This window comes from Roseateles sp. P5_E1 (genome assembly GCF_054049335.1).
Map to the genome: position 1 here is coordinate 11,987 of NZ_JBFUMN010000045.1, position 14,570 is coordinate 26,556.

Here is a 14,570-nt window from a genome sequence, read left to right on the forward strand (position 1 = left end):
AGGTTTGTACTGCGGCGCATTCTGGCGGCCGAGGCTGACGCTCAACTGAAGGCGAAGGTCTCCCGGCGACCGCCCTCGCCGCTGTAGCTCAACTCGTGGGTGAGGTCGCGAAAGTTGACGCGCAGCGCCGCCCACTCGCCGTGCTGCTGCCAGCGCAGGTGCAACTCGTCGTCGCCACTGGGCTCGACGCGGAACTCGCCGCAGAACGCCGGGTGCTGGTTGCGCAGCCTGATCAACTCGATGAGCCGGCGCACCACGGGGCGTTCGCAGTCGCGCGCGATCTCACCTTCGCTGTAGTGATGGCGGTTGATGTCGCGGCCGACCTGCGTGCGTGCCAGCAGGGCCATGTCGTTGTGGCCGGCCAGCAGGCCGACGTAATAGACCTGCGGCACGCCGGGCAGGAAGAACTGGATGGCACGGGCCAGCAGATAGGCCGTCTCGTTGCGGCCCATCGCGTCGAAGAAGCTGCAGTTGACCTGGTAGAGGTCGAGATTGCTGGCCGCGGCCCCGGTGGCGCGCCGACTCTCGCCGCCGCTGGCCGCGTGGATGCGCTCCACCAGCGCGTCCAGCTCCGCGGGCGGCACGAGGCCGGGGTGGGCCGCGCGGTCGCTCGCGTCGGCACCGATGTCGATGATGCCGATGCCGTCGTGGGTGTCGAGCACGGTCAGCGCGTTGGTCGGGCGGATGTCGATCCAGCGCTTCAGCGCGGCGGCGGTGTGGAAGTTGAAGGCGTGCAGCACCAGTGGCGGCAGCGCGAAGTCGTAGACCCAGTCGACCCTGGCAGCGATCTCGATCTGGCGCTGGTGATAGGCGTGGATCTCGACGAGCACCTCGATGCCCAGCGCCCTCGCTTCGCCCGCGAACTCGGCGATGAAGTCGAAGGTCTCGGCCATCATGAAGCAGCTGCCGCCGGCCTTCTTGATGGCGTAGCCGACGGCGTCCAGCCGCACCATGCGAATGCCGTTGCTGGCAAAGGTGCGCAGGATGCCAGCGAGGTAGGCGCGGCCCTGGGGGTGGCGCACGGCGATGTCCACCTGCGCGGCAGTGAAGGTCGTCCACAGGATGCGGCGCTCACCGTTCTTCAGCGTGGCATAGGTAAGCGGCAGGCCGGGGCGGGGGCGGTAGACGGCCAGCAGGTCTCGCTCGCTGGCGCCCTCCGGGAAGACGGCGTCCAGCGTCAGGAACAGGCCCGCGTAGGCCGAGACCTCGCCCTTCTCGGCGTAGTCGAGGAACTGCGGCGACTCGCTGGACATGTGGTTGACGATGACGTCGGCCATCACGTCCAGATCCTTGGTCAGCGCCTTGATGTCATCCCAGTTGCCCAGGCGCGGGTCAACCTGCGTGTGGTCGATGGGGTCGAAGCCGGCGTCGGCGCCATCGATGGCATGGAAGAACGGCAGCAGGTGCACGCCACCGAACACGCCGTGCAGCGGCGAGCCCGGCTCACAGAGCAGCTTGCGCAGCCGTGCCAGGTCGGCGCCGTCGCGCTCGCCGCCGAGGCGGTCGACATAGGTGATGAGCTGGACTTGGTTCTTCATGGGGACTTGGGACTTTTGACCGCCAGCACGCACAGCGCGGCGAGCGCCAGCAGCACGCCGGCGAGGCGGATGACGTTCTCGGGCCGGCCGCCCAGCAGGCTGTCGTAGAACAAGGGCAGGGTCACCGCCTGGATCAGCATGGGGATGACGATGAACATGTTGAAGATGCCCATGTAGACACCGGCGCGCTCGGGCGGGATGCTGCCGGCCAGCAGCACATAGGGGTTGCCCATGATGGAACCCCAGGCGAGGCCAATGCCGACCATGGGCAGGAAGAGCCAGGTCTTGTCATGGATGCCGGGCAGCGCCCACATGCCGGCGGCCGCACAGGCGAGTGCGAAGGCATGGACCCATTTCGCGCCAAGTCGTTTGGTGAACGGCACCATCGCGAAGGCGGCAACGAAGGCGACGGCGTTGTAGAAGCCGCCGACCTGTCCGTTGAGCAACGCCGCGTCGCGAAAGCCGGCGCTGTGCGGGTCGTCCGTGCCGAAGACCGTCGCGGCCAGCGTCGGCACGATGTAGATCCAGTAGCACATCATTCCGTACCACTGGAACAGCGCCATCCACCACAGCCGCCGCATCGTGGCGGGCATGCCGCGCAGCGCGGCCCATATCTCGGTGAGCGTCGCGCCCAGGCCATGGGGCAGCGCACGCAGGCGGGCGATCTCTTCAGCCGGCAATGGCAGCTCCGGCACCCGGCGCACCGACCACCACACCGTCGTGAACGACAGCAGCGCGCCGATGACGAAGGCCAGCGTCGTGACGACCGGGATGCCGTTGGCGCCCAAGGCGTCCTTGTTCATGCCGAAGAAGACCAGCAGGCTGGGCGTCAGATAGGCCAGCGTCTGCGCCAGGCCGGTGAACGAGGCCTGCGTGAGAAAGCCGCTGGCGTGCTGCTCTTCGCGAAGCCGGTCGCTGACGTAGGCGCGGTAGGGCTCCATCGTCACGTTGTTGGCGGCGTCCAGGATCCACAGCAGGCCGGCCGCGAACCACAGCGCAGGGCTGAAGGGCATGGCCAGCAGGCCCAGCGAGCAGATCAGCGCGCCGATGAGGAAATAAGGCGTGCGCCGGCCCAGGCGGTGGGTCGTGCGGTCGCTCATGGCGCCAATGACGGGCTGCACCAGCAGGCCGGTGATAGGGCCTGCCAGCCAGAGGTAGGGCAGGCTCTTGCCGTCAGCGCCCAGCATCTGGTAGATCGGGCTCATGTTGGCCTGCTGCAGGCCGAAGCTGAACTGGATGCCGAGGAAGCCGATGTTCATGTTCACGATCTGCGTGAACGACAAATGCGGCGACAGGTGGGGCTTGTTCATCTCATTCCTCGGCCGGCAGCGCGTGCAAGGCCTCGCGCCAGGGGGCCAGCGCTGCCGGGTCTGGCGGCAGCGGACCGCGCACGCCGCAGATCATCGCGGCGTAACGGTTGGCCAGGTGCAGGGTCGCACCCAGGTCACGACCCAGCGCCAGCCCGGCCAGCAACACCGCCGTGAAGCCGTCGCCGGCGCCGACGCTGTCGACGAAAGCCGGCTGGGCCACGCCCTCGCCTGTCGCCAGCACGCGGCCGTGCTCGCCGTGCAGCACGTAGCCGGCGGCGCCGCGCGTCAGCACCAGGCCTTGCAGCGCAAAGCGGGCCATCAGCGCCGGCAGCGTGGGCTCGAACCAGGTGAGCAGGCAGCCGAGTTCGTCCTCGTTGAGCTTGACCCAGTCGGCCAGCATCAACACTTCAGCGGCCAGTTCGGGCGTGTCGGTGCCGGGGCGCAGATTGAGATCCAGCAGACGCGGGCCGGCCATGCGCTTGACCGTGGCGCGGATGGCTGCACGCGAGACGGCGTGGCGCTGGGCCAGGCTGCCGAAGTAGACGATGCCGGCGTCACCCACGGCCGGCGCTTCGAGGTGGTCCCAGGCCGCGTCGGTATGGATCTCGAAGCGGTGGCCGCCGCCCGCATCCTCATGCACGCTGACGCGTCCAGTCGCACGGGTCGTATCGCGCTGGATGCCGTCGATGGCGAGGCCGTAGCGCGCTGCACTTTCCAGCACGAGGCGGCCGGCCGCATCATCGGCACCGACGCGACTGACGAAGCGCAGCGGCACATCCAACGCGGCCAGCGAGCGCGCCACGTTGAAGGGCGCGCCCCCGGCGACCGGGCCGTCGTGGAACTCGTCCACGAGGGCCTCGCCCAGTACCAGGATGGGACTCATCGCGCTCAGAAGCTGTAGCGCAGCGAGGCCTTCACGGTGCGGCCCGTGTAGGCACGCGCGGCGCCGCGGCCGTCGTTGCTCTCGGTGTAGGCCAGCTCGTTGAAGAGGTTGTTGGCCGCCAGCGAGAGCGTCGCGCGGTCGGTGAGCGCGTAGCTGGCAAACGCGTTGACGACGGTGTAGGCCGGCAGCGTGATGGTCAGCGCACCGGTGGGGCCATCGTCCAGGCTCTTGGACGTGCCGACGATGCTGACGCCGAAGCTCAGTGCATCGTTGAGGTTGACCGTGGGCGTGAGCTGGTAGACGACCTTGGCCTGGCGCTTGGGAGCCCGGCCGTCGGCCTGCTTCGCGTCGGTGTAAGTCAGGCCGCCCAGCACGCTGACGACGCCGAAACGGGCCGAGCCTTCCAGCTCCAGGCCATTGCTGCGGTAGCTGTTGGCCTTGGCAACGATGGGGTTGGTCGTCACGTCGACGTTGACCTCGTCGGTCTTGGCGTGGAAGAGCGTGGCGAACAGGCTCATGCCACCGCCGCGGATCTTCACGCCGGCTTCCGCCTGCTTGACCTTGTTGGTCGGGATGGTCGGGCTCTTGCCGTTGACGAGGTTGGGGTTGTTGAAGAAGGTGATGCGGTCGGCGTTGTAGGCAGCGCCGTCGGAATAGCGGGCGAAGACGGACAGATCCTTGCTCAGCGCATAGTTGCCACCCAGCGAATACGAGGTGTGGCCGAAGTCGTAATCAATGGCGTTGGGCTTGGTCAGGTCGTAGCTGACGCCGGCGTTGGACTGGTAGTAGGCGCCGCTGGCCTTCTGGTTGTCGCGGCGCACACCGATGTCGGCCGACAGCGGGCCGGCCTCGTAGTTCAGCACCACGTAGGGCGCGTTGGTCGTGTACTTGCTGTCCTGTGTGTTGCTGCAGCAGCCGCCAAACCCCGGCGAGCCGTTGACGACGCCAGGCACGTTCAGCACGCGGGCGCCGTCCTGGCTGGCCGACAGCGAGTACTGGTTGAAGTTCCACGTCAGGTCCAGCTTCTGCACCGAGGTGTAGAGCCCTGCCACGGCGCTGAACTTGGTGCCCGCGCCGAGGTCAAAGTCACGCGAGAACTTCAGGTCGTTGGCCATCAGGCCGGCGTTGTCGACCTTGGTGTTGAAGACGACGGCGGTGAACTTGTTGCCCGTGAAGGCCGCGCCGGCATCGGGGCCGGTGGCCAGGGTGGTGCCGGCCGGCGCGGCGGCCACGTCGTCGCCCGGGAAGATGCCGATGAAGCGGCCCGAGTTGCGGCTCCACGAGAACTTGTTCTGCAGGCGGAAGCCCCCGCCAGCGTCGAGGTCCATCTCGGCGCCAAAGGCATCACTCTTGGCCGAAAGGCCATCGCGGATGTTGCTGGTGGCGCGGCTGTTGGTGTTGGTCAGCGTGCTGTCCAGCGGCCAGGCGACGTCGTAGAAGGCGGCGCGGCGCGGGTCCAGGCCGGGAATCTCCTGGATGCTGCCGTTCACGTACTTCACCGGCGTGGGCATGAAGGTCGGGCTGTGGTCGTCCAGGTGCTTGACGCTGAAGCGCACATAGCTCTTGCCCTCCAGTTCGAAGGTGACGTTGGCGCGCACCTGACCGCCGTTCTCGGTGCCGTCGGCACCCTTGCGGCCGCCGTCGCCCACGCGGTAGAAGCCGCCGATGAAAAAGCGCGTTTTGGCCGCCAGGCGACCGCCGTAGCCGAAGTCGACGCGGGTCTGGTCGAAGTCCAGGCCCTTGGTCAGCTGCAGGCTGCCACCGGGCTCCAGGCCGGTCTTGCCGATGAAGTTGATGATGCCGCCGGGCGCACCGGTGGCCAGCAGCGCGGCCGAACCGCCGCGCACGACCTCCAGGCGCTCGAAGCCGGCGTCGGCGCGCATCCAGGTGTCGGGCGTGGCGAAGGCGATGTCGCCGAACTGCAGCACGGGCAGCCCGTCCTCCTGGAACTGGATGTAGCGCGCGCCGCCCGCCGAGACCGGGATGCCGCGCACGGCGACGTTGGCGTTGGACTCACCGCCGCTGGCCTCGGCGCGGATGCCGGGCACGCCGCGCAGCAGGTCCGTCGCACTGGCGGCGGTGACGGCCGCGACGCCTTCGCTCTCGATGGTCGAGATGGCCACGCTGGAGCGCATCTTGGACTTGGCCGTCGAAGTGCCAGTGACGACGACGGCGTCGAGCTTGAGTCCATCGGCCGATTCAGCGGCGGTAGCGGCGACCTGTTGGCCTTGCGCGGCCACGCTCAACAGCGCCAGGGCCACGGCGGCGGACAGGGGTTGCAGAGACGGGCGGCGGCTGGACCGCGCGGCGGTCGGATGGGGGCTGGGCATGGAGTCTCCTGGTGTCGGTGTTTGAGCGCCCTCTGCGGGGCGAAGCGGCTTGGCCGCCCTGTCGAGCGCCGATCCGTGCCGCCATTCTGCGTCGCCGTCGTTTGTTTTGCAATCGATTGCATTTCAGTAGAAACACGTATTCGACAAACATCATTGGTACTGATATTTGACCGAATGAAAACGATAGGCAGCCGTGCTTCGGCCCACAGCTGCGCTGACCGGGCGGCGCGGGCCGCGCGGTCAGGGTGCTGCCGTCAGGCGTGGGGAGCGCTCTCGCGCAGCGTCAGGTAGACCGGCATCGTGCGCGGCCCGGCGCGTTCGCCACGCAGCTGGCCCAGCAGTGCTTCCACCAGCTCAGCACCCGCTTCGGCCACCGGTTGGTGGACGGTGGTCAGCGGCGGGTCGCAGTAGGCGGCCAACGGCATGTCGTCGTAGCCGATGACAGCCACATCGCCCGGCACGCTGCGGCCCACGGCGCGCAAGGCCTGGATGGTCAGCAGCGCCAGCACGTCGCTGCAGCAGACGACGCCGTCGAAGCCACGCTGTGCAGAACAGAACTCGCGCAGCACTTCGGTCGCCACGCCGGGCTCGAAGGGCGCGGCCAGCTCCAGCGCGGGGTCGACGTCCAGGCCCGCCTCACGCAGCGCCTGGGCGTAGCCCTGGCGGCGCAGCCAGACCTCGGGCAGATTGGCGTCGCCCACGAAGGCGATGCGGCGCCGGCCCAGTTGCAGCAGATGACGCGCGGCCAGCGTGCCGCCCAGCACGTTGTCGCCACCCACGCTGCAGTAGAGCTGCTGCGGCATCTCGCCGCCCCAGACGACCAGCGGGAGCTTGCGCGCGGCCATGTCGTTGAGCTGGTCGTGGTGGCGCCATTGGCCGATGAGGACGACGCCAATGGCCTTGCCGGAGTCGAACCAGTGCGAGGCCAGGTCCAGCCGCTCGGCGTCGACGCGCGACAGCAGCACGTCGTAGCCGCGGTCGGTCAGCGCGTCGGCGATGGAGCCGACGATGGACAGGAAGAAGGGGTCGGAGATGTGCTGGCGGGACTTGGCGTCGTAGGGCACGACGACGGCCACCGTCTTGTTCTCCTGCAGGCGCAGGTTGCGCGCGCCGAAGTTGATCGAGTAGTTCAGCGAGCGCGCCAGTTCGGCGACGCGCTGGCGCGTCTCGGCGTTGACGAGCTCGCTGCCGTTCAAGGCCCGTGACACGGTGGACACCGACACGCCGGCCAGGCGGGCGATGTCGACCATCTGCAGCCGGCGTTGCTCACCGGCGCTGCTGTCAGAAGGGTCTTTGGACTTGGGCATCAGCGGCATCGTCGCAGGGCAGACTGCCATCGACAAGCAGGGCTAGCCAGAACGAAAAAGGCCGGCATGAAGCCGGCCTCGTGTAGACATCCCGGGAACTCCCCGGGAAAAACATGATCAGTCGCGGGCGTAGATGTCCACGTCCTTGGTCTCGCGCACGAACAGCACGCCGATGACGAAGGTCGCCGCCGCGATGATGATGGGGTACCAGAGGCCGTGATAGATGTTGCCGTTCTGCGCCACCATCGCGAAGGTGATGGAGGGCAGCATGCCGCCGAACCAGCCGTTGCCGATGTGGTACGGCAGGCTCATCGAGGTGTAGCGGATGCGGGTCGGGAACATCTCCACCAGCATGGCCGCGATCGGGCCGTAGACCATGGTCACGTACAGCACCAGCACGAACAGGATGGCAATGACCATCGGCACATTGGCCTTGGCCATGTCGGCCTTGGCCGGATAGCCGGCAGCCTTCATCGCTTCGCCCAGCTCCTTCTTGAAGCCGGCGATGGCCTTGGTACTGGCTTCGTCGAACTTGTGCTCGGTCAGCTTGGTGGCGGTCGGGACGGCGATTTCCTTTTCGCCGACCTTCACGACCGTTGGTGCACCTGCGGGAGCCTCGATGGTCTCGGAGCTGGCCGACGACTGGGCCAGAGCACGCTTGGCAATGTCGCAGGCGCTGGTGAAGTCCACCTCGCGTGCCAGCGGGCTGCCCTGGAAGGAGCAACTGGCCATGTTGGTGGTCAGCGTGACCTTGGCGGTCTCCTGGGCCTTGGCGAGGTCGGGGTTGGCCGCAGCGGTCAGGGCCTTGAACAGCGGGAAGTAGGTCAGCGCGGCGAGCAGCAGGCCGGCCATGATGATGGGCTTGCGGCCGATCTTGTCCGACAGCGTGCCGAAGATGACGAAGAAGGGCGTGCCCAGCAGCAGCGAGATGGCGATCCAGATGTTGGCCGAGGTGAGGTCCACCTTGAGCACCGACGTCAGGAAGAACAGCGCGTAGAACTGGCCCGAATACCAGACCACGCCCTGGCCGGCCACCAGGCCGAAGAGCGCCAGCAGCACGATCTTCAGGTTCTTCCACTGGCCGAAGGATTCGGACAGCGGTGCCTTGGAGGTCTTGCCCTCCGCCTTCATCTTCTGGAAGGCGGGCGATTCGTTCATCGACAGGCGAATCCACACCGAAACGCCCAGCAGCAGGATCGACACGATGAAGGGAATGCGCCAGCCCCATTCGCCGAAGTCCTTGTCCGACATCGAGTTCTTCACGCCGAGGATGACCATCAGCGACAGGAACAAGCCCAGCGTCGCCGTCGTCTGGATCCACGAGGTGTAGGCGCCACGCTTGCCGTGAGGGGCATGCTCGGCCACGTAGGTGGCGGCACCGCCGTACTCACCGCCGAGGGCCAGGCCCTGCAGCAGACGCAGGCCGACCAGGATGACCGGGGCCGCGGCGCCGATGGTCGCGTAGGTGGGCARCACGCCGACGATGAAGGTCGASAKGCCCATGATCAGGATGGTGACCAGGAAGGTGTACTTGCGGCCGATCATGTCGCCGAGGCGGCCGAACACCAGCGCGCCGAAGGGGCGCACGATGAAGCCGGCGGCAAAGGCCATCAGCGAGGCGATGAAGGCCGCGCTGGGATCCAGGCCGGCAAAGAACTGCTTGGCGATGACGGCCGCCAGCGAACCGTAAAGGTAGAAGTCGTACCACTCGAACACCGTGCCCAGCGAGGAGGCGAAGATGACCTTCTTCTCCTCTTTGGTCATCGGCGTCGCGGCCGTCGAAGTCGCAGTTGCCATTGATATGTCTCCATCAGTTGTCGGGCCGCCCCACAGGCTTCCCTCACCGCGACTATTCACACCGCCTCTGACCGTGTTCTGACGCCAGTCTGAATCGAGGCTGACAAACTCCGCAGGAACCCGCAGTCAGCATTTCTCAATGCGAGATCAGATGACCCTCGCGGGTAAATCCTGAGACGTTTTGAATCATGTCTGCCGGCCTGCATGCAGGCAGTCCTTCGCGAGGCGTCGAACAAGCCGCAGGGCTTGTTCTTGGTCCGCGCTCAGTGTTTCCGGGTGATGCCGGGCCGGGCCTGGGCCGCTGATTCCCAAATGCCGCTGCGAAACCAGGGGTCGCCGTCCAGCGCAGCACGCAGCATCGGCAGCGCATCCTGGCCCCAGAACAGCCGGCCTTCGAACTCGACGGTCGGCACGCCGAAGACGCCCAGGGCCAGTGCCGCCTCGGTCTCGCTGCGCAGGCGCTGCTTGACGGGCTCGCCGGCCGGATCCTGCGCGGGCGCAAGGCGTTCGGTCAGCGCGGCGATGCGGGCGGCGTCACTGGCGTCGGCACCGGCGCCACGCCAGACGTGATGAAACAGCTGCTCGACGACCCAGCGCCCCGGCGTGTCGCCCGGCTGCCCTTGCGGCGCCGTACAGGCCCAGGCCAGCCGCAGCAGCGGCAAGGGGTTGAAGGGATGCTGGGCCGGCGGATCCAGCACGAGGCCGTGGGCATGCGCCAGCCAGGCCACCTGGCGGAAGGTCCAGCGCCGCTTGGCCTCGATCTCGGCCGGGCCCTTCTGGCCCAGGGCCTGCAGCAGCGCCGCGAACAGGATGGGCCGGTAGACGACCTCGACGCTGTGGCCCGCCAGCGCTTCGGGCAGGGCCTCGAAGCCCAGGGCCGCGTAGGGCGAGATGGGGTCGAAATAGAAGGTSAGCTGCTTCATCGGTCCTGTTCCTCGSTGTGGGGCCAGGGCCCCAGCCAAAGGCCGTGRCGATGCATTTCGACGCGCCTCTCGGGCAACTGGTCGAGGATGTGGCGCTGCACGGTCTCGGGCGCTCCGCCCCAGCCGGCAATCTCATTGATGCTGCGCCCGCAGCCGCGGCACCAGCCGCTGGCCGCGTCCATCTGGCAGACGTTCACGCACGGCGACGCGGCGACGGCTTTCATGCCTGGACAACGTCGATGACGGGCGCGCCCGTCAGCTTCTCCAGCTCGCCGGGCGTCAGCTTGAACACGCCATTCGGATGCCCGGCCGCGGCCCAGATGATGTCGAAGCGGAACAGCTCGCGGTCGATGAAGAGTTGAGGGGGTGCCGCGCCATCACTGGGTGCGAAGCCGGCCGGTGACACGCCACCGATGGAGAAGCCGGTGCGCGCCTTGACGAAGTCGGCGTCGGCGCGGCCCAGAGCGCCCGTGTGGGGCTTGAGCTTGGCCTCGTCGACACGCCTGTCGCCCGAGGTGATGACGAGAACGGCCGCGTCATCGGCCTTGCGCCGGAAGACGACGGACTTGGCGATCTGGCCCAGGGTCACGCCCAGGGCGTCGGCGGCCTCCTGGGCGGTGCGGGCCGCAACGTCCAGCCACAGCGGCCGGTGGGGATGGGCCAGGGCGGTGAGCGCGGCGCTGACGCGCAGAAAGCCTTCGGGTCGGGTATCGCGGAGATCGGTATCAGCCATGGCCGCAATTGTGTCGCGGCCGGCGCCCGCCACGTCAGTCGCGGTCCTTGCCCTTGTGCTTGCCATGGCCCTTGCCATGGCCTTTGCCCTGGTCGTTATCGTCGCCCCGCCGCTCGTAGCGCTCCTGGTACCAGTCCTCGCGGACGAAGTAGACCGGCATGCCGCAGGCGTTGTACTTGGCGCAGTGCTTGTCCCAGTGCTTCTGGTGGCCGGGCGGGATGCGCATATAAACGGGCTCGACATGCACCGGCCGCCGCTGTACCCAGACGGGCTCGCGCAGCACGACGGGCGGCGGCGCCGTCTGGCCGATGTCGATGCGGCCGTAGAAGCCGGGCTGGCCGACCTGGATGGACACACCGACGTCGGTAGCCTGGGCGGCGCCAGCAATCAGCAGCAGCGTGATGAGGGGCAGGATCTTCTTCATGGTGTCTCCTTGCTTCAGGCCAGGTTTCAAGCTTAAGGCAGCGTGAAATCGAAATCGTAGAAATGCTGGTGGCCTTCAACGCGGATGTTCATGCGGCCCACCAGGCCGGCCAGTGCACCGGTGCCGGAGTCTGGCACAACGGTGATGGCGAGGCTGGGCGTGCCGCGCTCCATCAGGCCGTGATGCACGAGGGCGAAGCTACCCTCGCGGCCCTCCAGGCTGCCGGTCACGGTCTCCAGCGCCACATAGGCCGCCGAGCCGGCGATGCTGCCGTGCGTGGCCAGCATCTGGCCGGCGCCACGGGCCTCGATGGCGCCGCGATATTGCTTGTCCAGCACCATGCGGCCGAGGGCCGGACTTGCCGCCTCGGCAGCCTGGGCCGTCATCCCCACCGTGAACTCACCGCTGACCGTCGCCATCACCACTCTCCTTCGAGCCGGGCCGGCTCGCCAACGCCGATTCGACCACGGGCTGCCCCTCGGCGGCGAGGGGTGTGAACAGTGGCTTGGCGACCCGCACGGGGATGACATCCAGTCGGGCCTGCAGCACCGTGTAGTCCTCGCCGCCGCCGCGGACGGCACTGCGCCAGCCCACGAAGCCAGGGGCACGGCGCAGCCGGAACTCGAAGCCCACGTCGGGCGCCGGATCGTCGGCGTGCGGACGGGCGCGGTAAGCGAGGCCGCCCACCTCGGGCTCGGGGCCGTCCAGCAGCTGCGTCAGCGCGCCGAGGATGCAGCCGTCGCCGAGGATGTCGAGGAAGAACCGGTCGGACTGCAGACGCGGCTTGAAGCCCGGGGCGCCAGGGTCGATGCGGGGCTCGCGCTGCTTGTGCGGCGCCGGCGTCGTCTCGCCGCTGGCCAGGTCGTGGCGGTCGCCATGGTCGAGGTAGGACAGGCGCACGCCCTGCAGGTTGAAGGCCGGCAGCGCGGCGTCGCGCGTCGCGTCGCCAAGGTCGACCAGGACGGCACCGCTGCCGCCGATGACCTCGAGTTGCCCGCCCTTGATGACGACGGCCGCGTTCTCGTCCACACCGAGGCCCAGGCGGCAGCCCAGGGACTGCAGGGCTGGCAGCATGCGGCCGATGCGGCCGCGCTTGAGGAAATGCTGGTCGATCAGCAGGTCGGGGCCGAGGAAGGCCAGGCCCCGGTCGTATTCCAGGCCCGCCCGCCACTGGCCCTTGAGAACGGCCAGGCTGTCCATCGCATCGCGGAACATCATGCGGCTCATGACTGCGGCACCGGCACTGGTGCCAGCGATGACGCCGCCACGCTCGAAGACCTGGCGGATGGCCGCCAGCATGGCCGTGGGCTCGCCGCCCGGCTGCAGCGTGTCGACGATGAGCTCCTGGGCGCCACCGGAGAAGAAGACGGCGCGGCAGGCAGCGACGCGGGCGATCAAGGCCGTATCGTGCAGCGTTCCCTGCAGATCACCCGCTTCGAGATTGGGGGCGACGGGAATGATCTCGGCGTGCGCGCCGCAGCGCTCCAGCGCGGCGGCGATCTGGGCCGCAACGCGCTCGGGCTCATAGGCCGCGGTCGGGAAGACGGCGATGGACGCACCGGCGCCCCCGGCCTCGTCGACGATGCGCTGCCAGACGGCGTCGCTGTCAGCTTTGAGCGCGCCGCCGATGACGATGACGGTGCCGACGGGGGAGTGGCTGGGCAAGATGGGTGCCGGGCTGGCGCAGTTCACGAGCCCGACATCTTGGCAGGCTCCCGCGCAATCCAACAGCGGGTCAGGCCCGAGGAAAAGCAACGCTTGTGACCAAGCGCTGCAACCGGCTGCCGATTCACTGGCCCGAGGGCGCCGACGCTGCGGGAACGCTCGTGGCGGGCAGGCTGGCCGCAGGCTTGGGCGGCCCTGACCAGCCGCCATACAGCGGCATCGGCAGGCGCACGGGGCTGATGTCGAGGTAGAGGTTGGTGACCGTGAACTGTTCGCCGCCGAATTCCTCGGTGCTCCAACCCAGCGAGTCCGAGCCCTTGTAGAGGCGGAACAGGAAGCCGAGCTCGGCCAGCGGGTCGTTGGTGCGCGGCAGCACGTCGAAGGCCAGGCCCTTGACCTCCTTGCGCACGCTGTCGATGAGGCGTGTCATCGCGTTGGAGATGGTCGAGTCGCCCATCATGTCGAGGTGGAAGACATCGTCGATGTAGCTCGGCTTGAAGTTGGGCGACTCGGCGTCGTGCAACTCGCCGCGCAGCTTGGGCGCCGACGGCGTCGCCGAGCGCGCGCGCAGGTGGTAGCGGTCGCCGTGCTCGAGGTAGGACAGGCGGGCGCCCTGCACGTTGAAAGCGCCCAGCGAGGGATCGCTCTTGGCCTCGGTGAGGTCCACGACCAGACAGCCGCGGTCGCCGATGACCTCGATCTCGTCACCGCGGATGATGGCGGCGGTGTTCTCGTCCACGCCCAGGCCGAGCTTGTAGCCCTTGGCCATCATCAGCGGGATCATGCGGCCGAAGCGGCCGCGCTTGAGGAAATGCTGGTCGACGAACAGATGAGGGCCGACGAAGCCCAGCCCACGGTCGATCTGCTTGCCATCCGAAAAGCGGCCCTTGAGGATGTTGATGTTGCTGGGCGGGTCACGGAACATCACGGTGCTCATGATGGCCGCACCGGCGGAAGTGCCGGCGATGACGCCGCCCTTGCGGTAGACGTCCCAGATCGCCTCCAGCATGGGCGTGCTCTGGCCACCGGGCTGCAGCACATCGACGATGCGCTCCTGCACGCCGCCCGTGAAGAAAATGCCCTTGGCGGCCTTGACCTTGGCGATCAGGGCCGGGTCGCGCACGACCTTGCTCAGGTCCACCCACAGGAACTTGGGYGCCACCGGCAAGGCCTCGGCCACGGCGCCTCGGCGCTGCAGCAGATCCACGATCTGCTTGGCGCTGGCCTCGGGATCCTCACTGGCTGTGCCGAAAACGACGAAGCGCGCGCCCTTGCCGCCGGCCAGTTGAACGATGCGTTGCCAGACCTCTTCGTTGTCGGCCTTCAGCGCGCCGCCGATAGGCACGGCATAGCCGCGGATGGCGGGCTCGGACTCGGGCAGCGGCTGCAGCGCCCCTGAGGCCTGTGCCGGACCGGCTTGAACGGCCGACGCGGCCTTGGCGGGCGCCGGTGCCGCAGCGCGTGGTGCCGATGCCGAGGCCGGCGCCGACGGACGCAGCAGCCTGAAGCCTTGCGGCGCGCTCGCCGCCGGTGCCGTCGCCGGCGGAGCCGCCTGTACGCCCATGGCTGCCGCCATTGCCGCCACACCGGCCCAGATCCATGCCCTCATGCCCACACCCCTCCTTGGTCAGACCGCGCATGATGACAGAGCGCCGATGAC

13 protein-coding genes are annotated in these 14,570 nt (G+C 68.1%); all 13 read right to left on the reverse strand.

The features are described from left to right. Positions 1-41 precede the first annotated feature (41 nt). The 13 genes from gtfA to ACXJKJ_RS23600 all read right to left on the reverse strand — a co-directional run bounded on the left by gtfA (position 42) and on the right by ACXJKJ_RS23600 (position 14,519). Positions 42-1,538 carry a sucrose phosphorylase gene (gene gtfA / locus ACXJKJ_RS23540; RefSeq protein ID WP_056197691.1) on the reverse strand — a complete coding sequence of 499 codons (1,497 nt, stop codon included), beginning with the start codon at positions 1,536-1,538 and terminating at the stop codon, positions 42-44. Continuing rightward, complete coding sequence (locus ACXJKJ_RS23545) at positions 1,535-2,848, reverse strand: MFS transporter (RefSeq protein ID WP_056197694.1); 1,314 nt, start codon at positions 2,846-2,848, stop codon at positions 1,535-1,537. Before ACXJKJ_RS23545 ends, gtfA begins: the two co-directional genes overlap by 4 nt. Position 2,849: 1 nt before the next feature. Beyond that, on the reverse strand, positions 2,850-3,731 hold the full coding sequence (locus ACXJKJ_RS23550) for a PfkB family carbohydrate kinase (RefSeq protein WP_056197696.1): 882 nt from the start codon (positions 3,729-3,731) through the stop codon (positions 2,850-2,852). A gap of 5 nt (positions 3,732-3,736) precedes the next feature. Further along, a complete protein-coding gene (locus ACXJKJ_RS23555) occupies positions 3,737-6,061 on the reverse strand; it encodes a TonB-dependent receptor (protein WP_056197698.1) in 2,325 nt (774 codons plus the stop codon). Positions 6,062-6,315: 254 nt separating this feature from the next. Continuing rightward, positions 6,316-7,368, reverse strand: coding sequence for a LacI family DNA-binding transcriptional regulator (locus ACXJKJ_RS23560; protein WP_056199551.1), 1,053 nt, complete (start codon positions 7,366-7,368; stop codon positions 6,316-6,318). 117 nt (positions 7,369-7,485) lie between these two features. Beyond that, on the reverse strand, positions 7,486-9,165 hold the full coding sequence (locus ACXJKJ_RS23565; RefSeq protein WP_457392945.1) for an MFS transporter: 1,680 nt from the start codon (positions 9,163-9,165) through the stop codon (positions 7,486-7,488). 263 nt (positions 9,166-9,428) lie between these two features. Further along, entirely contained in the window at positions 9,429-10,088 is a 660-nt protein-coding gene (locus ACXJKJ_RS23570; protein WP_056197702.1) for a 2-hydroxychromene-2-carboxylate isomerase, read from the reverse strand. Further along, positions 10,085-10,312: a DUF1289 domain-containing protein gene (locus ACXJKJ_RS23575; RefSeq protein ID WP_457392947.1), complete on the reverse strand. Its 228-nt coding sequence runs from the start codon at positions 10,310-10,312 to the stop codon at positions 10,085-10,087. Before ACXJKJ_RS23575 ends, ACXJKJ_RS23570 begins: the two co-directional genes overlap by 4 nt. Further along, entirely contained in the window at positions 10,309-10,821 is a 513-nt protein-coding gene (locus tag ACXJKJ_RS23580; RefSeq protein WP_457392950.1) for a YbaK/EbsC family protein, read from the reverse strand. The genes ACXJKJ_RS23575 and ACXJKJ_RS23580 overlap by 4 nt, the downstream gene beginning before the upstream one ends. Before the next feature lie 34 nt (positions 10,822-10,855). Further along, positions 10,856-11,245, reverse strand: a complete 390-nt coding sequence (locus ACXJKJ_RS23585; protein ID WP_457355260.1) for a hypothetical protein — start codon at positions 11,243-11,245, stop codon at positions 10,856-10,858. 32 nt (positions 11,246-11,277) lie between these two features. Continuing rightward, entirely contained in the window at positions 11,278-11,664 is a 387-nt protein-coding gene (locus ACXJKJ_RS23590; protein WP_457392953.1) for a DUF3224 domain-containing protein, read from the reverse strand. After that, positions 11,645-12,910 (reverse strand): cyanophycinase, encoded by a 1,266-nt coding sequence (locus ACXJKJ_RS23595; RefSeq protein ID WP_457355264.1) that lies wholly within the window; start codon positions 12,908-12,910, stop codon positions 11,645-11,647. The genes ACXJKJ_RS23590 and ACXJKJ_RS23595 overlap by 20 nt, the downstream gene beginning before the upstream one ends. Positions 12,911-13,034: 124 nt before the next feature. After that, positions 13,035-14,519, reverse strand: coding sequence for a cyanophycinase (locus ACXJKJ_RS23600; RefSeq protein WP_457355266.1), 1,485 nt, complete (start codon positions 14,517-14,519; stop codon positions 13,035-13,037). Between the last annotated feature and the right edge of the window lie 51 nt (positions 14,520-14,570).